Raw genomic sequence first — 23,531 nt, forward strand, 5'->3', positions numbered from 1 at the left:
TTATTGGCAGGCTTCGCACTCTTCGAAGCCAGGGTCGCCGGGCCGCAAATAACAAGCTGCGCCGTCCGCTTCCGCCGCCACTGCTGGCACAGCTGCCGTTGCGGGAGCCACATTGAAGGCACCGCTGCCGCCATCAACCGCCACCGCATTCAGGGCGCCGGTCTTGGTTGTCGATTTTTCGGTATGTGTTGCACCGATTGTACGCAGGTAGTAAGTGGTTTTCAGGCCACGCAGCCAGGCCAGTTTGTAGGTTTCGTCGAGCTTTTTACCCGATGCGCCCGCCATGTAGATATTCAGGGATTGCGCCTGGTCTATCCATTTCTGACGCCGCGCAGCAGCTTCCACCAGCCAGGAAGGGCTGACTTCAAAAGCGGTGGCATACAGGTCACGCAGATCCTGCGGAATGCGGTCAATGCGGGACAGACTACCATCAAAGTATTTAAGATCGGCAATCATGACCTCATCCCACAGGCCGCGCAGTTTCAGATCGCGTACCAGATATTCATTGATTTCTGTAAATTCACCCGACAGGTTCGACTTCACATACAGGTTCTGATATGTCGGTTCGATACAGGCTGATACGCCGATGATGTTAGAAATCGTCGCGGTCGGTGCAATCGCTACACAGTTCGAGTTGCGCATGCCGAATTGCTTGATGCGGTTACGCACCGTGTTCCAGTCCATTGTTTCGGAGAAATCTGCTTCCAGATAGCCGCCACGCTCTTCCGCCAGCATTTTCAGCGAATCCTGCGGCAGGATGCCGCGATCCCATAAGGATCCCGGATAGGAGCTGTAAGTGCCACGCTCTTCCGCCAGCTCAGTCGATGCCAGATAGGCGTAATAACAAACGGCTTCCATCGACGTATCAGCAAACTGCACCGCTTCATTCGAGGCATATGGCACACGCATAATGTGCAGGCAATCCTGAAAACCCATGATGCCCATGCCGACCGGACGGTGACGCAGATTCGACTGACGTGCTTTTTCTACGGCATAGTAATTAATATCAATGACGTTATCCAGCATACGCATCGCTGTGCGGATGGTTTTCTGCAGTTTGACATGATCCAGCTGACCGTTTTTCATGTGTGCCGGCAAATTCACAGAACCCAGGTTACAGACAGCGATTTCACTTTCATTCGTGTTCAGTGTGATTTCAGTGCACAGATTGGAAGAATGCACCACACCGACATGCTGTTGCGGTGAACGGATATTGCATGGATCTTTGAATGTAATCCATGGATGGCCGGTTTCAAACAACATCGACAGCATCTTGCGCCACAGGTCCAGCGCCGGGATTTTTTTGAATAATCCGAGTTCACCGGAAACAGTTTGCGCTTCATACGCCAGATAAGCCTGCTCAAATGCTTTGCCGTATTTATCATGCAGATCAGGAACATCGGAAGGTGAGAACAGTGTCCATTCCCCTTTTTCCATCACGCGCTTCATGAACAGGTCAGGAATCCAGTTAGCCGTATTCATATCGTGCGTACGGCGGCGGTCGTCACCTGTGTTCTTGCGGAGATCAAGGAATTCCTCAATGTCCATGTGCCAGGTTTCCAGATAAGCGCAGACTGCGCCTTTGCGTTTACCGCCCTGATTCACCGCCACAGCCGTGTCATTCACCACCTTCAGGAACGGCACCACGCCCTGCGACTTACCATTGGTACCTTTAATATGAGCGCCGAGCGCACGTACAGGCGTCCAGTCATTTCCCAGACCACCGGCAAATTTAGCCAGCAGTGCGTTTTCCTTCAATGCATCATAAATACCAGCCAGATCATCGGACACGGTGGTCAGATAGCAGGAAGACAGTTGGGAACGCAGCGTACCGGAATTGAACAGTGTCGGCGTCGAGCTCATGAAATCAAAACTGGACAGCAAGTTATAAAACTCGATGGCACGGGCATTGCGATCTTTTTCTTCCAGCGCCAGCCCCATCGCCACGCGCATATAGAAAGCCTGCGGCATTTCGATGCGGGTGCCGCGCACATGCAGGAAATAGCGGTCATATAAGGTCTGCAGGCCAATATAGCTGAACTGCAGATCGCGGTCAGCGATGAGCGACTTCGCAAGACGATCCAGATCGAATTCTGCCAGACGCGCATCCAGCAATTCGGCGGCAATCCCTTTCTGAATAAACTGCGGGAAATAAGTGATGTATTCGGCTGCGGCATCCTGCTGCGCCACTTCCTTACCGAAAACTTCTTTACGAACGGTATGCAACAGCAGGCGTGAAGTCACCTGACTGTATGCAGGCTCTTTTTCCATCAGCGCGCGCGCTGCCAGAATTGCCGATTTGTGCAATTCCTCGACCGGTACGCCGTCATACAGATTTTTCAGCGTTTCAGTCAGAATTGCTTCCGCATCGGCCAGCTTATCCAGCCCTACGCAGGCTGCGGTGATCAGGGCGCGGACTTTTTCGATATCCAACAGCACTTTTTCACCATCAGCGACGACATGAATCTGCGGCAGCTTTGCCTGGGAAGCACGTTGCGCCTCCTGTGCCAGACGACGTTCTTCCTGATGTTTGGCGCGATACAGCACATAAGCACGGGCGACGTCATGTTCGCCGGAACGCATCAGCGCCAGCTCAACCTGATCCTGGATATCTTCAATGTGGAAAGTGCCGCCAGCCGGCTGCCGGCGTAACAGTGCGGCCACCACGGTTGCCGTCAGCTGCTCAACCAGTTCGCGGACACGTGCCGATGCAGCACCTTGGCCACCATTAACCGCCAGAAATGCTTTTGTCATTGCAATCGCGATTTTTGAGGGTTCAAAACCAACTACAGCACCGTTACGGCGGATCACGCGGTGCTCGCTGTATGTATGAGCAGACGTACCTGACTGGGAAGTCGTGCTCAGCAAAGTACCAGGATCGGAATACGATGGCGTTGTTGTTTCAATTGAAGAGTGCATTGAGCCTCCAGAGTCGGAATTGGTGCCGTTCCTGATCAGTCAATCAGTCAGGATGACGCGCGGGTTAATTGAATATTGCGCCTAACTACTAGTCGGCTCTCCCCATTCAGAATGGCGGAAAAACCTTGTCATTTCTTTTTTTAACTCGGTTTTCCCTTAAATTGAAGGGCCGTTCAAGAAAAATGAAGCAAGAAAGATAAAACCAGAAAAACCACTACATATAGTGCACGAATAAAGAATGAACCTAATTCTAGTACCCGACCCCGGCAGATGCAACCGCTTTCCATGTTATATTTTTTATTGTTTTTCACACAGGGTGATTGACTTTCATGAATATTCAGAAATCCTTGGAAGCTGACGCAAGTGAGTACTAACAGAAAACATCTCTGCAATATATCTGCCGGACTGTATGCCAGAAAACAGTCTGTGTTGACAACTGCGATGTAGGGGTGAAATGAAGGAATAAGTACTGGAAATTGAGGATGGAAATTAGTCCTGAATTTTGAGCTTCTGTATCTGGTAACGCAACTGGCGGAAACTGACGCCCAGCAAATCTGCTGCCTGCGTCCGGTTGTGGCGGGTTTTTTCCAGCGCCCGGCGAATCATCTCGCGTTCAATGCTTTCCAGATAGTCCGGCAGGGAGCAGGGCAATTCAGGAAACTCGAAATTTTCAGCATGTGGCTCTGCTTTTTCCTGCTCAGGCGCTGCGATGCCGGCACTGCTCACCGGGAGCGCGGGTAAGCCTGACTCCGGCATGGCGGTAACCGGTTTTCCACTTAATGCCAGATCGTCGGGCTGAATACAGCCCTCATTTGCAAAAGCCAGCGCCCGCTCCAGAATATTTTCCAGCTCCCGGACATTGCCGGGAAAGCGGTAGGCGCGTAAAGCTTCCAGCGACGCCGCCGACAAAGTCACGCTGCTTCCCGCCAGCCGCCCCAGAATTCCAGCCGACAGCAATTCGATATCTTCCAGCCGTTCCCGCAACGGCGGCAAATGCAGCTCAATCACATTCAGCCGGTAATACAGATCCTGACGGAAACGCCCCTCACTGACGCACTGAGCCAGATTCTGGTGTGTGGCACTGATAATGCGGACATCGACCGACTCCTCCGTCGTCGCACCGACCTTACGGATACGCCGTTCCTGGATCGCACGCAATAGCTTCACCTGCATGGCGAGCGGCAGATCCGCCACTTCGTCCAGCATTAAGGTTCCGCCGTTCGCTGCCTGAAAAAAACCTTCCCGATCATCCATCGCACCGGTGAATGCGCCCTTGCGGTAGCCGAAAAATTCGGCTTCCATCAGATTTTCCGGTATCGCGCCGCAATTCACTGCGATAAAGGGTTTACTCATGCGCGAACTGGACATATGGATTTCCCGCGCCGCCAATTCCTTGCCGCTGCCGGACTCGCCGGTAATGATGACTGGCGCCATGCTACGCGCCAGCCGTTTTATTTGCGCCCGCACCTGTTGCATTCCGCCGGACTGCCCGATCAGCAAGGGGGCGACGACAGATTGCGTATCTTCGGGTTTTGCCTGTGGCACCGCATTAATATTGAGTGCGGAATAAACCAGCTTACGCAGATGGTCGAGTGCCACCGGTTTCGAGACATAATCAAACGCACCGGCTTTCAGGGCATTGACCGCATTATCTGCACTACCAAAAGCCGTGATCACGGCCACCGGCGTATTTTTGTAACCGGCATTGATCTCGGCCACCAGCTCCATGCCTGAGCCGTCCGGCAAACGCATGTCGGTCAACACCAGGGCATAGCTCTTGTTTTGCAACAACTGACGCGCTTCAGCCAGATTCTCGGCACTGTCGACATCCAGCCCCATCTTGATGAGTGTGATTTCGAGCAGTTCCCTCAGGTGAGCTTCATCATCCACCACCAGGATGCGCGGACAGGTCGCCACATTGATCGTCATGCATTCAATCCAGAAAAATTAATCACAAACCGGCCGCTGGGTTCGGCATCAGCGGAATCAGTATCCACCCGGTATTCATAATCCAGCAGACAGTGGTTGTTCAGACACAATTCACGCGCCATATACAGACCCAGTCCGGTGCCCATGCGGGAAGTTGTATAAAAAGGTTCAAACAGATGCGCCCTGACATCGTAACTGATTGCGGGACCATCATCCTGGATATGCAGCTCCTGACGCCCGTTCACACTGACCTGCGCATACAGACGAATGCTACCCGAGCGCCCGCTGGCATAGCGCACCGCATTCGACAACAGGTTATTCACCACTTCCATTAAATGTCCCGGATCAAAACTGACCTTGAAATCAGTATCGTCGAAAACACGGATCAGATCAGGAGCAATCCGTCTGGTTTCCGAAAAATCATGCACGCAATCGCGCACCCGTTTCATCAGAAAATAGGGCTCGACGTCATTCCTGGCCTTGCGCGACAACTTCAGGATATCTTCAATCAGCTGGTTCAGACGCGCCACATTGTCATCCACAATTTTCAGCAAACGCCTGGCCTGACCAAGGTCGCCGTCTTCCTGGCTGCGATCGGCCAGATCCTCATTGAGCAAGGATGCGGCGTATGAAATCGAGGACAGCGGATTCCTGACTTCGTGCGCAATACTCGCCGTCAGGCGTCCCATGGATGCCAGTTTTAGCTGCTGTGCCTGGTTTTCAATATCCGACACATCCTGCATGAAAATGACGGTGTAATTATGTCCGCTTATCTGCAAGCCGGTGACTGCCGTGTCAGTCACGATCATAAACCGCAGCTTCAGATGCGTGATGAAATGAGGGTGATCAATACGGCCTGGCAGGCTGGCGATGTCTGCCTCGGGACGCAAACCTGCCCTTGTTTCATCCAGATAACAAGGGATGGATACGAAAGAGATATCCCCTTCCGGATTATTCACGGTACGCGCGTTCTGATGCAGCTCCATGCTCGTCAGCACATCCGCCATGGGACGCAGTGCAATGATATCTGTCAGTCGCGTGCCGATCATGGACTTGTCCAGATGCCCGCCAAGCATGCGTTCTGCGGCCGGATTAATCTCGAACACACAGCGATGCTGGTCAAGCACCAGAATCCCGTCATCCATATCATTAATCACCAGATGATTGATCGCCTGCTGTAATGCCAGCTCATTGCCGCGCTGCAATGCCAGTTGTTCCTGCCGGATCAGATTACTGGCCAGCCGGTTCACCACGTAGACCACAGCAAAATACGAAGCGCCGAACAACCCTGCCTGCGACACCAGATTTCCGTCGCTCTGTTCCAGCAGACGGTAACTGGCTTCCAGCAGCATCAACAGGCTGACTACCGCACAAAAAAAGAATGCCCATAGCAAGGGGGCCAGAATCGAAACGCCCGCCAGAGGAAACAGGAACAGGATATGCAAACCGCCCTTGCCGCCGCCAGATCCGACATACAGCAAAGAGATGCTCAGGATATCAATCGCAATCTGCGATAACAGTTGCAGGATGAAATGCCTGGTATGCACCAGTTTCAAGACCACAAAACCGATACTCAGGAACAGATAAACAATGCAGATGTCGCGCGCAAACAGATGCGAATAAACCCAGATATCTTTGGTGCTGCGCAGATTCAGCAGTAACAGCAGACTGATCGCGACCATCACCCGCGAAATGTTCAGCGTCTGTAGCGAACGCCAGAATGAAGGGCTGGGGTCAGGGAAAGTGGAGAGTGGAATCAACATGGCAACTGATGGCGCGCTGCATCAGTGCAGGTCGGCATGGGCCGTCGAGCAAAAGGTCTGCTGCCCTCGGATCACCGCTTCAGACGCCGGCAGGTAGATCTGGCAATGCGCGCAGCAAACCATGGTCTCGGCGTCTCCCGCAGCAGACGGTGTAACAGGTGGCGGCATATCCTGCGCCGCCGGCCGGGCTTTTTTACGGATGGCAAGAATCACCAGCAGTCCAAAAACCAGCCAGATCAACAATCTCATGTCAGACTCCTGTGCAACAGGACTTCCAGTACAAAACGGCTGCCGACATACGCCAGCAGCAAGGTCAGGAATCCGCTCAGGGTAAAGTTCAGCACGGTCCTGCCGCGCCAGCCGCGCCAGTGACGGCCTGCCAGCAAAATGGCAAACAGCAGCCAGGACAGCAAAGACAAAATGGTTTTGTGATCCCATTTAAATGCAACACCCAGCACCTGCTCAGAAAACACCACGCCCGACAAGACGGTCAGCGTCAGCAGGATAAATCCCAGCGTAATCATGTGAAACAGGACTTTTTCCATCGTCATCAGTGCCGGCAGCTTGTCAATCACCGCATTCAGCCAGGGCCGGGTCTGCGACTGCAATTTGTGCAGATGCTTATCCTGCAGGCTCATGATGAGCGCATGAAAAGCCGCGATCGTCAGTGTGCTGTAGGCCAGCAGCGCAACTGCAACATGCCATGGAAACATGGTCGTCTTACCGGTCAGGGCAATCATGCTCCCGGGGAAAATCGCCGGTAACACCACCACAGCGACTGCTGGCGGAAAAATAAAAAATTTCAGCCCGTCCAGCGCGACATTCCGGTTCTCTAATAAGTAAACAGAAACCGTGACCCAGAGCGCAGCGGACAACATCACAGCAAAGCCGACCCGCAAGGCCTCTCCTGCCAACAATGCCTGCCACAACGATACGCCATGCAACAGCCAGGCCAGCATACCGGCAGCGGCAGCCACACGGCGGCGTGTCAGCGGAATTACCAGTGCAGTCAGATACATCAGTGCTGCCAGAAAAGATAAATAGATTTGCATCTGTTGAGTTTACACCATGTTGTTGTGATTGTTGATGATGAGAAGCCTGTGCAGAAGGCGACAAAAATCAAACACCGGCAGGATTTCTGGCCAGTGAGGAAAATATTTTCATTTATACAATAAAAATCTATGCACCGGGCTTGCTGTTGTGATTGAACTTTTTTTGATTTTTTAGCACTAAACTGCTTGCGCTCACGCCATGCCGGGCGCACCAAGGGATAGTATTAATCGATTCTTATCACTTTTCTATAATAAAACGATGAAAAAGACACTTATCACACTGGCAGTCCTCAACATAGCGTCCGTCGCTTATGCCGACGAAGGGATGTGGATGCCTCAGCAATTGCCGCAAGTGGCAAAAGAACTGAAAGCAGCAGGTCTGAAACTGGACCCGAACAGCCTGACCAAGCTGACCGAATTCCCGATGGGCGCGATTGTCAGCCTGGGCGGCTGCTCCGCCTCATTCGTCTCACCACAGGGTCTGGTTGCGACCAACCACCACTGCGTATATGGCAGCGTTGCCTACAATTCCAAGCCGGAACGTAACCTGCTGGCCAATGGTTTTCTCGCCAACTCACTGGAAGAAGAATTGCCGGCTGCACCTGGCTCACGTATTTTCGTGACCAAAGAAGTCACCAATGTGTCTGACAAAATCATCGATAAAGATGTCGCCAGACTGACTGGCAAGAAGCGCGTTGACGCAATTGAAAAAAATTCCAAGACGCTGGTTGCCGAATGCGAAAAAGATGCCGGTCACCGTTGCAATGTGTATCCCTACTATGGCGGGCTTGAGTTTTACATGATCAAGCAGATGGAAATCCGCGACGTACGCCTGGTACATGCGCCGGCTGAAGGCGTCGGTAAATTCGGCGGCGATACCGATAACTGGATGTGGCCGCGCCATACCGGTGACTACGGCTTCTATCGCGCCTACGTCAGCAAAGACGGCAAAGCCGCAGATTACAGCAAGGACAACGTCCCTTACGTTCCAAAACACTATCTGAAACTGGCGAAAGACGGCCTCAAAGAAGGTGATTTCGTGATGGTGCTGGGCTATCCTGGCCGCACCAACCGCCACCGCCTGCCATCGGAAGTCGCTTATACGTTCGACTGGAATTACCCGGCATTCGTCAAAGCCTCCGGCGAAGCGCTGTCGATCATTGCCAAAGAAACCGCTGATAGTCCGGATGCCAAGCTGAAATATGCCAGCCAGGTGGCAGGTATCAACAATTACTACAAAAACCGTCAGGGCATGCTCGACAGTTATGCGGGCAGCGATTTCCTGGCACGCAAGACCAAAGAACATGAAGAACTGAAGACATGGATCAACAGCAATCCGGCCCGTGCCAAAGAATTCGGTGACGATATTGTCCAGGTTGAAAAGTTGATCGCTGAACGCGATGCGCAGGGCAAACGTGACTTCTTCCTCGAACGCTCTTTCCCGCGCCTGCTGTCGACCGCGCGCGCGCTGTACCGTCTGGCGAATGAAAGCACCAAGCCGGATGCAGAACGCAAAGCCGGTTACCAGGTACGCGACCTGCCTCGCTTCAAAGCCGGCGTGGAAGCAGTTGAACGCAACTACGTCGAAAACGTCGACAAGGCGCTGGTACTGAACAGTCTCAAACAATACGCTGCGCAGCCGGCCAAAGACCGGAATGCCGATTTTGACAGCATCATGGGTATCAAGGACGGCATGAGCGAAGCCGATCTGAAAGCATTGCTGGATAAAATATACGCAGGCAGCAAACTGGCTGACAAAGCAAGCCGTGCCGCCTGGTTATCGGCCAAACCGGAAGATTTCAAAGCCAGCGACGACAGCTTCATCAAAGCTGCGGTCGCAATGTATCCAGCCAGCCTGAAGCGTGAAGCGGAAGAAGAAGAACTGGCCGGCAAAATCCAGCAGTCTTATGCCAACTACATGAAAGCGAAAATTGCTTACATGAAGAGCAAAGGGCAAGCTGTTTATCCTGATGCCAACAGCACGTTGCGCGTGACATTCGGTAAAGTCGCCGGCCGCGATCACGGTACTGCAGACGGCCTGGCATGGGCGGCATTCACCACGGTCAACGGCATCCCGCCGAAAGCCACCGGTCAGGGTGAATTCAATGCGCCTGCGGCACAGCTGGCAGCCATCAAAGCCAAGGATTTCGGCAAATATGTCGATCCGCATCTGAAGACGGTGCCGGTCGCGTATCTGGCGACACTCGACATTACCGGCGGCAATTCCGGTTCTGCAGCACTCAATGCCAAGGGCGAACTGATTGGCCTGGCATTTGACGGCACGCTCGATTCCATCATTTCCGACTGGGATTACAACAAGGCCAACACCCGCTCGATTCAGGTGGATCTGCGCTACATGCTGTGGCAGATGAAACACGTTGATAAGGCAGATCGTCTGATCAAGGAAATGGGCGCGGAATAAACGCTTCCGTCTTCATCCCCTGAAAAAGCCTGATCATCGTGTCAGGCTTTTTTATTATCTGTAACCTGCCGGCGCCTGCCAGCTCAATGCATATGACGACGCGCACCGTGCAGTTGCTGCAGCAAAGCGGCATCCAGCTGCGTGCTACGCAAGATTGAGCCGCCATGCGCACTGACATAATCTCCGGCTGCTGCCAGACCGGAAAAAGCAGGCAGATTACCGGCCCGCATCGGCCCTGGCGTATCTGAACCATGCACATACCATGCGCTGTCTGCCGTCACCCATGTCCCCTGACGCAAGTCACGTACATAAGCGACAGCGACCTCGCTTTGCTGGCGACCACGGCTGTAACGCCCGATATCCTGCAGATACACGAATAATGTCAGCGGCGAATCAAAAAACTGCGCATCACCATTCCGGAAAATCAATTGCGCCGCCCATGTCCCGGTTTTGGCTGGATACATGCCGCATACCGGGCAACGCGCATCCGGTGGTACCGGGCGGACTGCATACACGCTCAGGCCGGACGCGGGATCAAACGGTTGCGGCGGCGCCACCACGCAGATGTCACCGGTCAACACTGGTCCTGTGCGCACTTCATGCTGCTTGCCGGGCATCCACTGAAGACTGGCGAGCACAGACAAGCCTGCACAGGTGCCCCATACCCATCTCCACGCCACCAGCTTCACACGGTCAGTCAGCATCATTTTTTCTACTTTCCTCATTGCATGGCATCTCAGCCGGTGCTTCCGCTACATCTTGCTGTCGTGCAGCGCACCGCCGCTCAGATCGACCATATCAGCGCGGATATCGGCATAACGCAACAACCGGCCGCCCCACTGGGTCGCAAACTGGCCGGCAGCACTCTCCTGTGAAAAACTCGCAATCGTCGTTCCCATTGATCCGCGTCGCCGGCTGCCAAATACGTAGTAAGCCGCATTCGCATCAATCCAGTTTCCCTGCGGCTGCTCCCAGTCCGCCTTGCCCATATCCTGCACATAAACCGCCTGCACTTTCCTGACCTGCTCCGGCGCCAGAAGAGTATGAAACAGTTCAACGGTATCGCAGAAAAATACCGGATTATTCTGTCCCGCATAAAATACCTGTGCCTTGGGGCCGGGAAAGTCCGACAACAACATACCGTCCAGATCGCAGGTGGTGCGAGGATCGATCTCCAGCGGCGCCACGGACTGCTCCATTTTTTTCTCTCCGCATCCCTGCAGGATTCCCAGCATCACTGCTGTCAGCAGTACGGTGCGTCGTTTTTGATTGATTGGATTCATGATGTTCCTTATTTAAATCTCCAGCGCGCGACTGCCAGCGGCAGCACGATCCAGCCCAGCATGACCATCGTCAGCAGCCAAGGCTGCGCCAGCATTGCCGGAACAATACTGTTCAGGCCATACAGCCCGCGCATGTCTTCCAGCGAAAATACATTCAGGATGCGGAATACATCTGCCGGATTGAGCAGCAGCAGATAAGCAAAAATATCACCGCCATACGCGCCGCCGGTGGCAACCAAGCCGCCCAGCAATAACAGATCAAACACCAGCACGAAAAAAAACCACAGCGCAATCGCCAAACCCGAAGCGCGGGTCCGCTCGCGGGCCAGTACCGACACGCAAACCGCCAGACTGAGAAACACCAATCCCAGCAACACCGATGTCAGGACAAAACCGAGATAGTGATACAAACCACCCCAGGAAAACTGCTGGAACAGCAGCACCGCGACCAGCGCAAATCCGCTGCAGGTCGACAAGCTGAGTGCAGCAGCCAGGCCGAGATATTTGCCCAACAGGATTTCGAGGCGGGTAATCGGTAATGCCAGCAGCAGGTCGAGCGAGCCGCGCTCACGTTCACCGACAATGGCATCGAACCCCAGCAGCAAGGCAATCAGAGGGATCAGATAAATCACCAGGCTGACTAGGCTAGCAATCGTGAATTCAATCGAACGCAGACCGATCTGCCCTTGTTGCGCACCGCCGAAATACGTGATCACCAGCGAAAACACCGTAAATACCAATGCAACTGCCAACACCCAGCGGTTCCGGATACGGTCGCGGAATTCCTTGAACGCGAGGGTCAGAACTTGAGAAATCTCCATCTTCCTGTCCCTTAATCCGACAAACCCAAAAAAACATCTTCCAGCGATGATTCACGCACACTCAGATCAGTCAACTCCGAACCCAGTGTCATCAGTGCAGCCAGCGCAGTCATTTTGTCGGCGCGCGGACAAGTTAGCTGCCAGCTACCGGCATTATCCAGCGCATTCCACCTTACCTGCGGCAGGTGCGCAGTCAGTTGCACGGCGCGCTGGCCGACATGCGCGCTGCAGCGGATCTCCAGATGCAGCGGCATCTGCATCTGTTCACGCAGATACTGAACCGTGCCGCTGGCCTGAATTTTTCCACCGGCCATGATCGCCAGACGGTCAACCCTCTCCTGCAGTTCAGCCAGGATATGAGAGGTAATGATGATGCTGACGCCCTGGTCGCGCAGCGTATGCAGGGTTGCGTAAAAGTCGCGGATCGCCTGCGGATCAAGGCCATTGGTGGGCTCATCGAGGAACAACAAGCGCGGTGTTCCCAGCAATGCCTGGGCGAACCCCAGACGTTGCCGCATGCCTTTGGAATAATCGCGCACTGGTCTTTGCATTGCCTGCGCCAGTCCGACCCGCTCCAGGATGGCGCTGCACTGTGCCTGCGGAGCGTGTTTCAGCTGCGCAAAAAAACGCAGGGTTTCCAACCCGCTAAGATTATCGTAGAGCACCACATTTTCCGGCAGATAACCCAATTGCCGCCGGGTGGTCCGGAATGCCCGGCTGCTGGTCGCCTTCCCACAAATCAGCATCTGGCCTGCGGTCGGAGAAATCAGTCCGAGCATCATTTTGAACAGGGTACTCTTGCCGGCGCCGTTATGCCCGATGAGTCCGAAAATCTCACCTTGCCTGACTTCCAGATCAACGCCGTCAACGGCATGTATTGCGCCATAGTGTTTTTTAATGCCGCTGGCATGAATCAATGTGTCACCGCCACGGGTGGCACTAGCATCAGTGGCCGGGGAAATGCTTGCCATGCCATATACTCCATTCTTTGTGATTTGCCTGCATGTGCGGTTTGGGATCAACGATCCCCGGCACCCGCAATACCGGAAACTGTTGTGCCAGCATGTGCAGGGCCTGCAGTGCCGGACTCGCCAGCAGCAGCTTCATACCGGGATATTGCCAGCTCAGCCGGTCAACAATGTCGTTGGCTTCGTAAGGCACATCGCCGATACCATTGCCGTCGCGATCCCAGCCCAGATAATTGCTCCAGTAATTCCCATCTTTGCTACCCCAGCGTTCATCACGGGCACCGACGTAGCGAACCTGCTCACGATTGGCGATGAAGTCATTGTTTTCGACGGCATTGCGGGTGGAGCCGGCAGAAATATGGACGCCGATAAAATTGTCTACCACCAGATTATTCCGGATCGTGGTGTACTCGACGTCATAGATAAATAAGCCGCGCTGGTTACCTGCCACCACATTGTTTTCAATCACCGAATCCTGCGCAGTGCGCAACATGATGCCGTGATCAGAATTGCCCCAGGTGCGGTTGTTTCTGACCACGTTGTCGCGCACCTCCATCAGTGCCAGACCGCCACGGTTGTAGTAGCTGTCATTGTCTTCCCACAGATTGAAATTGGAATTCATGTAATGCGTGCCATAACGGCTGTGGTGCAGACGATTTTTCCGGAACACTGCGTGGTGCGAGACATCCACATACAAAGCGTCACGCACAAAGCTGATGTTATTGCCGATGATCTGCGCCCCTGTCGTGTTATATAGCTGAATACCGTTGCCGCGCTGCGAGGAAGCATAGTCGCGCTTGCCGGTGATGACATTGCCCTCAATCCGTACCTGATCCGATTTTTCTATCCACAATCCAAACAGGTTATAGCTCAGGTCGCAATCCAGCACGGCAGCGCGGTGCGAACCCGGCCACAGATAAATCCCGGCATTCTGATCCTTGAGACTGTCCCCCGAATCGCGAACCTGTAATCCCTGCAGGGTGACATCGGTTGCCTGCACCCGGATCGTGTCTGCATGCAGTCCGCCACTGATAACCGGATGCCCGATTCCGCGCAGCGTCAGCGGCTTATCGATCACGAGATTTTCCTGATACTGCCCGTGCTCGATTTCCAGCACATCACCTGCGGCAGCATGACGAACTGCCTGCTGAACAGATTGCCCGGCATGCACCCGGATCAGCGCAGCCTGCGCCGACCCGCACAGCAACGCGGCACTCAGCAACCAGCTGATCCGGTAACGATATGTCATACCAGCAGCAATCCCAGTGTCTTGAGCGTCAGGAATAAGACCGCGCCAATCAGCAGATTTTTAAAGCCGACATAACTCAGCATATCCATCACGCTGGCATAGCGGTAATTCGCCTGCCACCATGGACCGTCTTTCACATAGCGTCGTCCGGACAGACGGATCAGTACTTCATACACGCTCCAGCCAAACCACCAACCGATAATCGCTGCCGACGATAAACGCCCCATCGCCGCCAGCAACCAGGCCAGGCTGACTGCCAGCGCCAGCGATAAACCGGCGATCTGCAAGGCTTTCTGGGATGCCCATCCTTCAGCGCTCCATGGCCAGAGATGGTCGCGCAATTCCAGCCACAGCCAACGCAAACCACGCGCACCAGCCTTATGTGGCGGCGCTACCGGATCAGTCGGCATCCGAGGATCGGGCCCCTGTTTTTTGCTGACGGCACTCACCGAATCAGACGATACCGGATGAATCGGAATAAAGTAACCGTCACGGCCGATGGCGGTGATTTCCAATCCGTCACGCTCACGCCGTTTCCGCTCTTTGGCCAGCGGCGGACAGGCTTTGACATCGGTGTACAACACCATACAATCCAGGCAGTGCAGGCATTCGCGATGATCGATCCGCCCAGCCGCATCAATCGCCAGCGAGCCGCAACCGACAGCGCAGGCTTTACAGCTCTTGCAATCCTGTTTGCGACGCAGGCCAAACCAGCGGAAGGTGCTCGGCATCGCCAGCGATGCGCCCAGCGGGCAGATGTATTTGCAGTAAGGTCGTTCAATGAACAGCGACAGTCCCAGCAGGGTGCAGACAAACAGACCATAAGGCCAGGTGCGGTGGCTGATGCCGACCAGGAATGTGGTCTTGAACGGCTCCACCTCTGCCAGCATTTCCGCCAGTCCCATCGAAAACACCGATATCGTGAGCAGGCCGAAAAAAATACCATACTTGATCCATTTCAGCCTGTCATGCCAGACCCGCGGCAGATGCCCCTGAAAGCGCTTCAATCCGATCAGGCCGCCAAGCTTGTACATGGCTTCGGATAAAGAACCGAACGGACACATCCAGCCGCAGAACAGTCCGCGCCCGAACAGGAACACAGTGACAATGATGAAAATCCAGAACAGGAAAATAAACGGATCCGTCAGAAATAACGACCAGGTCCACTGAAACAGCAGCGCGTGGAACCAGGTCAGCACCTGCGTGATGGAAGGCTGCGCCATCGCACCGAAACCGACGAAACCGATGCTCAGCGCCCAGGCGCTGTATTTGAAAGCATTGACCGGCCACTTGTTCTTATGGGTAGACAGACGGGTCAGTTTTTCCCGGAATGCATACACTACGCCAACCGTCACCAGCAACAGGGCAAACAGGGCAATTTCCAACGCTTTGGATTTCCATACCCGCACCCAGGGTGCTGCCGCCTCTTCGATCTGCGGCCGGCCACCTTCCAGATAGCTGGCAGGCATCCAGTAAGTAGTATCAAAACTGGTAAAACTCTTGCTGCCGGTAGCGCGGTCAATACGATTGCCGAGGAACGACAGTTTCCACGGATAAGAGGCCGAGAATGCCTTGGAACGAATCACGAAAATCGCCGATTCCGTATATGCCGGCGCGCCATCGGCAGCAATGCCATATAAATTCAGGTAATCCAGATCGCGGAAAGTGAACGAATCACCGCCCTGTTTCACCTGCACCCGGTCATAGATACCACCGCGCACAAAGCCGGAGCCTTTGAACGATTCCTTACCCGCCGTGCGGATCACGAACAGCGCATGCTCATGCGGCTTCAACTGACTATGCAAATTGTTCCAGCTGTTGTCACCCAGCAGACTGCGACCGATATCGGGATGATTCAGATCACCAAACCAAAGCTCAATGAACGGCGTGTCACTATGCTCCAGGCCAAGCTGTTCATTTTTCACCTGTATTTTTTGCAGCGCACCCGCCTTGACCAGCTGTTCCCAGCTGTAATGCTGGCCGGTAACGGCATAGTGCGCCGCTTCCCGCACCACCGGCGCCATGATGCCGACCTGACGCGCGACTGCCGCGCCGGAAGTCATCAGCACCTGGTTCTGCGCAATCACCGTCACCGTGGCACCGGAAATCGCATCCACACCGAGCACGCCTTCATCGGCGCGGGTCTGACCGACCTCGATTTTATCGGTGACCGATTTACCGACATATTGCTGGTTAAATTTCAGCAATGCCGATTCGGGAATGCCAAGCAACAGAATAGGCTCGGAATGTTTTAACACTTTAATGCCGGTGAAATGCCCGGTGGCATCCATACCGATCAGCGTGACCACCGGCTTGCCGGAATAGGCCGGCGTATCGGTGATATCGGTCGACAGCATCACATAGCCGAGTAATTTCTTTCTACCGGCTTCTGCCACACCATAGGCTTCCACATACGGCGGCTGCCCCATGCGGGGAGAAAAACTGCTGGCAGCCGGGAATACCTCGGCACATGGCACCAGCGCGCATAAATCTTTTGCCGTATGCAGATCATCCGGCAATTTCGCTTCATAAGCCCCTGCCTGCGCCCGTGGCGCCATCATCAGCAAACTGCCCAGAAGGAAAAAAAATGCGGCCAGACGGTACGCAAAATCACGCACATCTCTGACCGCTAAGCTCTTGCAAAGTAAGTACATATTGTTCCTGCGAAATCGGTAACGCAGCTCCGGCCATACAACGGAAAAACAGTTTCCGGTCTGTTTTTCCGTCTCAATGGACGATCAGCCCTCGACGATCATGCGTGTGCGCATCTCCAGATGCAAGGCATGACAGAAATTGGTGCAATAAAGCCAGAATACGCCGGGCTTATCCGCCACAAAATTCACCGAAGCCGTTTCCAGCGGATTCACCACAAACTGCACGTTATATTTAGGAATCGCAATACCGTGCGTCAGATCCTCGATCTTGTCCAGATTGGTCAGGATCAGGGTGACTTCATCACCTTTTTTCAGCTTGAATTCACGCATGCTGAATGCCGGTGCCTGTGAGGTCAGTTTCACCGTCACCTTCTTGCCGTTGCGGAATACGCCGGACTCTTTCGGATCTTTGACTGCCAGCGGGAAATCATCCAGGTTGTACACCTGCTTCGGACGCAACAGATCGCGTTTGAAGATGATGAAATCGTGCGGCTCGCCGCGTACCGGATGATCGGCCAGCAAAACCATTTTTTCGCCGGAGATATCGATGAACTGCTCGTTTTCCGGATGCAGCGGGCCAACCGGCAGGAAACGGTCTTTCGAGAATTTACAACCGACAGCGAGATATTTGCCATCTGCGGCGCGGGTTTCGGATTGTGAGGCATTCAAGTGGCCTGGCTGATACTGCACATCGAGCCGGTCGACCACATATTTCGCATTCTTGTCGCCTTTGTGGAATTTAATCGCGGCGTCGACATTCCATTTCACCACCTGGCTGTCCAGGAACAGCGTGGTGTAAGCATTGCCGCGACCATCGAAGGCGGTATGCAATGGGCCCAGACCCAGTTCGACTTCTGCGACGATGGCATCGTCAATTTTTTCCAGCTTGCCATCAAACCAGTCGAGCACTTTCGCCAGCTCGATCACGGTAGCGGTCGGCGACAATTTACCGGCGCAGATGAAGTACTTGGCATCCGGGCTGGCGTTCACACCATGCGGATTTTTCGGAACGCTGACATAGGCGGTCAATGCCGTTTTCGGATCTTTATTCGCTTCATGCGTACCATCCACCACCGGCACTTTGGAATCGCCGATCGTCTTGAATTTACCGGCTTTCACCGCCGCTTCAATCCGCGCCACGTTGAAGAACAGGCAGGCATCGCGTTCCGCCGACATCATGTCTTCATAATGCACACCCATTTCGGTGTTGTACTGATTGGTCGCTGCCAACTTGCCGTCATAGGATGTCGCTACCAGATCACAGTTGCCATCAATCAGCACCTGCCAGCGTACTTCCATGCTTTCTGCATCGACGCAGGTGAACAGGGAGCGGTATTTGCTGCCGTCTTCGATACCGGCATTCGGCAGCGGGATCGAGAATTCGCCGCCGCAGAAAACGCGGGTGGTGTAGTTGATTTTTTCATCGACCGGATCAGCCTTGTCCGGGAAAATACCGTGGAAGCCCTGCACATTCGGCAGGTCGGTGATCTTGTCGCAGATGAAGTAATCTAGGCGGATACGGGCAACGCGTGAATTGATCTTGTCGTTGATCCAGGCGTAGCGGCCATCGTAATTACCATCCTTGTAGGAAGCATGGGTGTGATGGGTGTCGGCCACATTGTATTTCAGGCTGCCATCAGGTCTGGTGCCCATGACTTTCTTGGATTCATTGGTGATGCCCCAGCCAACCAGCGCATCCGGCACAAAGCAGGGAATGCGGTGAATTTCACGGCCGGACGGCAAGCCCAGCACACGCATATCACCGTTATGACCACCACTCCACAGGCCATAATAAGTATCGAGTTCACCCGGTTTCAGATGGGTTACATCTGCCGCGCTGTGCGCTGTTGCACTGGCGCTGCCAGACGCTTCTGCGGAAGCAGATGCACCGGATTTGTTATTGCATGCCACCAGACCAGTCAGACTGGCCAGGGCTGCCGTATTCATGAACTTACGACGCCCCATCGCCAACGCATTTTCTGTGTTCGGTTTTTGATCTTGACTCATGACAAGTTCCCCATAAACGGCCGCTCATTTTTCTCGCGAATGGCCTCGTTGATAAATTTTGACCGATGCAAATAGTGCGGGATCAGGTGAATGCGTGATTGAGATATATCAACCCGCTCTTTGTCGCTGCCGGTGAGCTTTGAAAATCTTGACGCAAGTCATATTTTTACCAATAACGCTGTGAGAACATCGCTGCACTGAACAACAGATGCTTGTTCCGGGCAGGGTTTTTCCTTTTTTTTCTGTCGTCATCGCTGATGCCTGACTCTCGGGAATTTGTGAAAAAAAACCGTCGCCCGCTGCAGCCTTCCGCATGGTTTGCCGGGTATTGTCCGCCAATGACGAAGCGCGCCGGATGCGCTGTATTTTTTAATTTTTTTGAGAAAGTCTCACGATGAAAATTGCTTCACTCGTTATCGCCAGCATCAGCCTCGCCGTACTGGCTGCCTGCGGTCAGAAAGCAGCAGAAACGCCTGCAACAGAATCCGCCTCCACGCCACCGGTCGCTGCAGCACCAGCGGCTGCTGCACCGGCTGAAAACAAAGTCGGCAAAACCGTATTCGGCAACACCTGCTCCATGTGTCACGCAGCCGGGGTGGCCGGTGCGCCGAAACCAGGCGACAAAGCAGACTGGGGACCGCGCATCGCCCAGGGCATGGACACGCTGTACAAACATGCGATGGAAGGTTTCAACGGTGCCAAAGGCCAGATGCCGGCGCGCGGCGGCGCGCCTGCGCTGACCGATGATGAAGTCAAGGCCGGTGTGAACTACATGGTCGATCAGTCACGCTGATCCGCCACACCCCTGCGCACTCCGGTTCGCAGGGCATCACCATTTTTTTATTTAATGTATGAGAGTCATCATGTCTGAATCTCAGCCGATATCTCAGCCGGCATATCCGCCGATTCAAGCCGGACGCCGGCGCCTGGCACTGGCATTGCCGCTACTGGCCTGCGGCCTGATGCTGCCGTCTGCCCGCGCGGCAACACCTGCCGCACCTGATCTGTATCAGGTCAGTCGTCCGCTGATGGGAACGCAGCTGGATCTGGCGCTGCACGGAATCGATCGGACGACTCTGACCAGCGCTGCAGATGCGGCACTGCGCGAAATGGCGCGGCTTGAGGCAATGATGAGCCGTTATCGTCCGGACAGCGCGCTGAACGCGATTCAGCTGGCAGCCGGCTTGCGTGAAGTGGCCGTGCCGCCAGAACTGATGCAGGTGTTGCTGATGGCGAAGGAGGCAGCACAGCGTAACCCCGGGCAGTTTGACCCGACGGTCGGCTCCCTGAGCGACTGGGATTTCGATCCTGCGCATCCACATTTACCGGCACCGGAACAGATCGCCCGTCAGTTGCCGCTGGTCAATGCGCAGCATCTGATTCTGAACCCCCGTCGCGGCACGGCTTACCTGACGCAACGCGGTATGCGACTGGATCTGGGCGGGATTGCCAAGCTACCGATTCTGCAGGCTGGCATGGATATGCTGCAACGGCACGGCGTGCGACATGCCATGATCAATGGCGGCGGCGATGTGCTGGTCAGCAGCCCGCCGGACCAGCGGCCATGGCGTATCGGCCTGCGCGACCCACGCCAGCCGGAACGTTTGCTGGGCAGTATTGCACTGCATCGCGGCTTCGTCGCCTCATCCGGTGACTATGAACGGTATTTCACGCATGACGGACAGCGCATGCACCATATTCTCGATCCGAAAACCGGCTACCCGGCGCACGGACCACATGGCGTGGTGCTGGTCAGTGAGCAGCTCAGTGCAATTAACGGTCTGGGTGCCGCCATTATGGTGGCGGGCGCAGAAGCTGGCCGCAGGCAACTGGCAGGCATGCGGGGCACCGATGCACTGATTGCCGGTGCCGATCAGGAGATCTGGTTATCCGCCGGCATGCGGCAGCGTTTGCAGGCAATCTGACGGCGACTATTGCCACGGCTCAGGCGCTCAGTAAACGCAGTATCTGCCTGACTTCGGCCAGCTGCACATGATGCAGCTGTGCCAGTTCAGCCACCAGCTGCGCACCTTTTGACGTCAGATGAATTTCCACGCAACGCCGGTCCTGCTGTCCGGGACGGCGCTCAATCAGCCCTGCTTTCACGCAACGACTGACCAGTGCGACCACGCCATGATGATGCGATTGCAGACGCTCTGCCAATTCAGCAATGGTCGCCCATTCCCGTCCGGGAAAACCCCGTATCTGCAACAGCAACAGGTACTGCAAACCCGTAATGCCGCGCTGGCTCGCCACCTCTTCACTGAAGCGCAGGAAGCGTCTGAGCTGATACCGGAAAGCAGCCAGCATTTCAAAATCATTTTTAGTCAATGGCGACGTCATCAATACATCCGGCAAAGTTTATCAGCAGTAAGCAGTCATCATAACGCAGATATTTTTCTGTCTGCAGCTCAACCCCGGCTGCGGGCAAGGTCTGCGCGCTTCGTTGTTCCGGTTTCATTGCACAGACTCCGGGTTTTCTTGACTTTTCCGATTTATATCATACATTGATATAAATTCGGTTTGTCAGTGACTGGGACTATCCAGCGCAGATGATTGAATCCCTCTATTGGAACCGGCGCGCCGCACTGAATCTCCCTGCCAGCGAATCAATGCATCAGCGTCCGCGACCAGTACTCCTGCCACCTCACAAGGACAAGACATCATGAATTTGCTGAATCTGGGAAAAATGCCTTTCTCTTTTCATGGCGGCTGGGACACAGTTGCCCGTATCCACCCGTCCGTGATCCGCAGCTTTGTGCTGCTGGTTCTGCCATGCTCGCTGATACCGCCGCTGGCATTGCTGTATGCAGGCAGCCATCATGCCGGTCTGTACTGGGTCAGCGCCCCCTATCTGCGCTGGCAGGAAGTGGCCGCCGTGTTCTTCGTGATGGAGTTACTCAGCGTGCCATTGATGGGCTGGCTCATCGGCAGGATGGCAGCAGATCATCAGGTCACGCTGGATTTCAAAGACAGTTTCCTGCTAGCCAGCATCACGGCAGTGCCGATGTGGCTGTCGAGCCTCGGATTACTCTCCGCCGATCTGTGGCTGGTGATTGCCTGCGTGATCATGGGGCTGATGCTGGCCGCCAGTGTGCTGTACCACGGTCTGTATGCGATTCTCAAAATGGAAGATACTGTCGATGCCCAGGCGATGAGCTATCAGATATTTTCATTCGGCGGCGTGGTCTGGATCATGCTGTGCGGCTTCGTGGCGCTGCCGCTGATGTTGTAATCGTTGTCATACACGCTTCCGTAACCGGTTTTTTGCGCTGTCCGGCTGGCGGCATCTGCGCCGCCTGCCGCCAGCAAACCATCATTCGCATATACTCCCCTGTCTTTTTCAAAAAATAGTTCAGTTGTCATCATCAATAAACGGTATTTTTATATACTCCCTGGAGTATATTTAAAGCATACGTTTCTGCCGGCATCTTTCCTGCGCTGCATCCGGCCTAGTTCCATTGACGAATAGACCAGACCGATCGTGACGTTTAGCATCTCCGGCATCATCCGGGAGATATCATCATGAAACGCAGAACCTTCCTCATCGGCAGCCTGATTGCAGGCAGCGGCCTGATCGCGCCGGCGCTGGCGCAAGTCACCAACATCAGCGATGCCATCAACAAAGCAGGTCGACAGCGCATGCTGGCACAGCGGCTGGCGAAGGCCTATCTGCAGCTGGGCATGGATGTCGATACCGAACATGCCCGGAAGATTCTGGATCAGTCGCTGTCTGTATTTGATCGCCAGCTGGTTGAATTGCGTACCTTCGCTCCGAATCCGGAAACGAAAGCCAGCCTGTCGGAATCAGAAAAACTGTGGCTGGATTACAAGCAGCTTCTGGTCGGCAAAGCGCCGAACAAAAACGATGGGAAAAATATTCTCACTCTCAGCGACAAACTGATGCGTCTGGCGGACGACAGCACGACGCAGCTGGAAAAAATTGCCGGCAACAGCAGCGGCAAATGGGTCAATCTGGCCGGACGGCAAAGGATGCTGTCGCAACGCATGTCCAAGCTCTATATGGCAATGCAGTGGGAAATCGCACCTGCCGATGCCGGCAATCTGCTCGATGGCGCCCGCAAGGAATTCATCGCCGCGCAAAATCTGCTCGGCAGCGCTTCGGTTAACACCACGAAAATCAAAGACGAACTCGGACTGGCGCAGCAGCAATGGCTCTTTTTTGATCATGCGCTTCACCATGCTGAAGATCCGAAAACTCGGCATCAGTCAGCCACCAATGTCGCCACCAGCAGCGAGCGCATCCTGGAGCAGATGGACAAAGTCACCAGCCTGTATCAGCAACTGGCCTGACGGTGTCTCTCCGCGTGCCCCCGTCCGCCCCGTATTGCATGACCGCTGTTACCGGCATGGCCACAGCGGATTGAACCAGCGTGGACAGCGAAAGTTTGCTCAGTTGGTTTTCGAAATGAGATAATCGGACATTGATTTTTTATGATGTGC

The 23,531-nt window shown here is 54.5% G+C and carries 19 protein-coding genes; 5 read left to right on the forward strand and 14 right to left on the reverse strand.

Annotation, left to right across the window (positions count from 1 at the left end; translation table 11 throughout):
* The 5 genes from HV832_RS06840 to HV832_RS06860 all read right to left on the reverse strand — a co-directional run bounded on the left by HV832_RS06840 (window position 1) and on the right by HV832_RS06860 (window position 7,663).
* Window positions 1-2,919 carry a ribonucleoside-diphosphate reductase subunit alpha gene (locus HV832_RS06840; protein WP_176802801.1) on the reverse strand — a complete coding sequence of 973 codons (2,919 nt, stop codon included), beginning with the start codon at window positions 2,917-2,919 and terminating at the stop codon, window positions 1-3.
* Between the two features lie 489 nt (window positions 2,920-3,408).
* Entirely contained in the window at window positions 3,409-4,848 is a 1,440-nt protein-coding gene (locus HV832_RS06845; RefSeq protein WP_176802802.1) for a sigma-54-dependent transcriptional regulator, read from the reverse strand.
* Window positions 4,845-6,611 carry a sensor histidine kinase gene (locus tag HV832_RS06850; RefSeq protein WP_176802803.1) on the reverse strand — a complete coding sequence of 589 codons (1,767 nt, stop codon included), beginning with the start codon at window positions 6,609-6,611 and terminating at the stop codon, window positions 4,845-4,847. Before HV832_RS06850 ends, HV832_RS06845 begins: the two co-directional genes overlap by 4 nt.
* Window positions 6,612-6,632: 21 nt before the next feature.
* Window positions 6,633-6,860: a PP0621 family protein gene (locus tag HV832_RS06855; protein WP_176802804.1), complete on the reverse strand. Its 228-nt coding sequence runs from the start codon at window positions 6,858-6,860 to the stop codon at window positions 6,633-6,635.
* Entirely contained in the window at window positions 6,857-7,663 is an 807-nt protein-coding gene (locus HV832_RS06860) for a cytochrome C assembly family protein (RefSeq protein WP_176802805.1), read from the reverse strand. The genes HV832_RS06855 and HV832_RS06860 overlap by 4 nt, the downstream gene beginning before the upstream one ends.
* 259 nt (window positions 7,664-7,922) lie before the next feature.
* Between HV832_RS06860 and HV832_RS06865 the strand changes: the two genes are divergently transcribed.
* Window positions 7,923-10,085 carry a S46 family peptidase gene (locus HV832_RS06865; protein WP_176802806.1) on the forward strand — a complete coding sequence of 721 codons (2,163 nt, stop codon included), beginning with the start codon at window positions 7,923-7,925 and terminating at the stop codon, window positions 10,083-10,085.
* 83 nt (window positions 10,086-10,168) lie between these two features.
* Here HV832_RS06865 and HV832_RS06870 read toward each other — a convergent pair whose 3' ends face one another.
* The 7 genes from HV832_RS06870 to nosZ all read right to left on the reverse strand — a co-directional run bounded on the left by HV832_RS06870 (window position 10,169) and on the right by nosZ (window position 19,067).
* On the reverse strand, window positions 10,169-10,792 hold the full coding sequence (locus tag HV832_RS06870; RefSeq protein WP_223827214.1) for a nitrous oxide reductase accessory protein NosL: 624 nt from the start codon (window positions 10,790-10,792) through the stop codon (window positions 10,169-10,171).
* A 45-nt stretch (window positions 10,793-10,837) separates the two neighbouring features.
* Window positions 10,838-11,368: a nitrous oxide reductase accessory protein NosL gene (locus HV832_RS06875; RefSeq protein WP_176802808.1), complete on the reverse strand. Its 531-nt coding sequence runs from the start codon at window positions 11,366-11,368 to the stop codon at window positions 10,838-10,840.
* A gap of 8 nt (window positions 11,369-11,376) precedes the next feature.
* Entirely contained in the window at window positions 11,377-12,189 is an 813-nt protein-coding gene (locus HV832_RS06880; protein ID WP_176802809.1) for an ABC transporter permease, read from the reverse strand.
* 11 nt (window positions 12,190-12,200) lie between these two features.
* A complete protein-coding gene (locus tag HV832_RS06885; protein WP_176802810.1) occupies window positions 12,201-13,160 on the reverse strand; it encodes an ABC transporter ATP-binding protein in 960 nt (319 codons plus the stop codon).
* Window positions 13,135-14,406: a nitrous oxide reductase family maturation protein NosD gene (locus HV832_RS06890; RefSeq protein WP_176802811.1), complete on the reverse strand. Its 1,272-nt coding sequence runs from the start codon at window positions 14,404-14,406 to the stop codon at window positions 13,135-13,137. Before HV832_RS06890 ends, HV832_RS06885 begins: the two co-directional genes overlap by 26 nt.
* Window positions 14,403-16,967, reverse strand: coding sequence for a 4Fe-4S binding protein (locus tag HV832_RS06895; RefSeq protein ID WP_399310497.1), 2,565 nt, complete (start codon window positions 16,965-16,967; stop codon window positions 14,403-14,405). Before HV832_RS06895 ends, HV832_RS06890 begins: the two co-directional genes overlap by 4 nt.
* Window positions 16,968-17,144: 177 nt before the next feature.
* A complete protein-coding gene (gene nosZ, locus HV832_RS06900; protein ID WP_176802813.1) occupies window positions 17,145-19,067 on the reverse strand; it encodes a TAT-dependent nitrous-oxide reductase in 1,923 nt (640 codons plus the stop codon).
* A 394-nt stretch (window positions 19,068-19,461) separates the two neighbouring features.
* Between nosZ and HV832_RS06905 the strand changes: the two genes are divergently transcribed.
* Window positions 19,462-19,860 (forward strand): c-type cytochrome, encoded by a 399-nt coding sequence (locus HV832_RS06905; RefSeq protein WP_176802814.1) that lies wholly within the window; start codon window positions 19,462-19,464, stop codon window positions 19,858-19,860.
* A gap of 70 nt (window positions 19,861-19,930) precedes the next feature.
* Entirely contained in the window at window positions 19,931-20,992 is a 1,062-nt protein-coding gene (locus HV832_RS06910; RefSeq protein ID WP_176802815.1) for an FAD:protein FMN transferase, read from the forward strand.
* A 19-nt stretch (window positions 20,993-21,011) separates the two neighbouring features.
* On the opposite strand, the gene HV832_RS06915 is transcribed toward HV832_RS06910, so the two are convergent.
* Both HV832_RS06915 and HV832_RS06920 read right to left on the reverse strand, forming a co-directional pair.
* Window positions 21,012-21,410, reverse strand: coding sequence for a MarR family winged helix-turn-helix transcriptional regulator (locus tag HV832_RS06915; protein WP_176802816.1), 399 nt, complete (start codon window positions 21,408-21,410; stop codon window positions 21,012-21,014).
* Window positions 21,391-21,528 carry a hypothetical protein gene (locus tag HV832_RS06920; protein ID WP_176802817.1) on the reverse strand — a complete coding sequence of 46 codons (138 nt, stop codon included), beginning with the start codon at window positions 21,526-21,528 and terminating at the stop codon, window positions 21,391-21,393. The genes HV832_RS06915 and HV832_RS06920 overlap by 20 nt, the downstream gene beginning before the upstream one ends.
* 204 nt (window positions 21,529-21,732) lie before the next feature.
* Between HV832_RS06920 and HV832_RS06925 the strand changes: the two genes are divergently transcribed.
* Both HV832_RS06925 and HV832_RS06930 read left to right on the forward strand, forming a co-directional pair.
* The gene (locus HV832_RS06925; protein WP_176802818.1) at window positions 21,733-22,302 is read left to right on the forward strand and encodes a YIP1 family protein; all 570 of its coding nucleotides are present in this window, start codon (window positions 21,733-21,735) and stop codon (window positions 22,300-22,302) included.
* Between the two features lie 290 nt (window positions 22,303-22,592).
* A complete protein-coding gene (locus HV832_RS06930; RefSeq protein ID WP_176802819.1) occupies window positions 22,593-23,381 on the forward strand; it encodes a type IV pili methyl-accepting chemotaxis transducer N-terminal domain-containing protein in 789 nt (262 codons plus the stop codon).
* The last annotated feature ends 150 nt before the right edge of the window (window positions 23,382-23,531 follow it).

Source organism: Cognatundibacterium oligocarboniphilum (assembly GCF_013377855.1).
GTDB classification, from domain to species: Bacteria; Pseudomonadota; Gammaproteobacteria; order Burkholderiales; family Burkholderiaceae_D; genus Undibacterium; species Undibacterium oligocarboniphilum.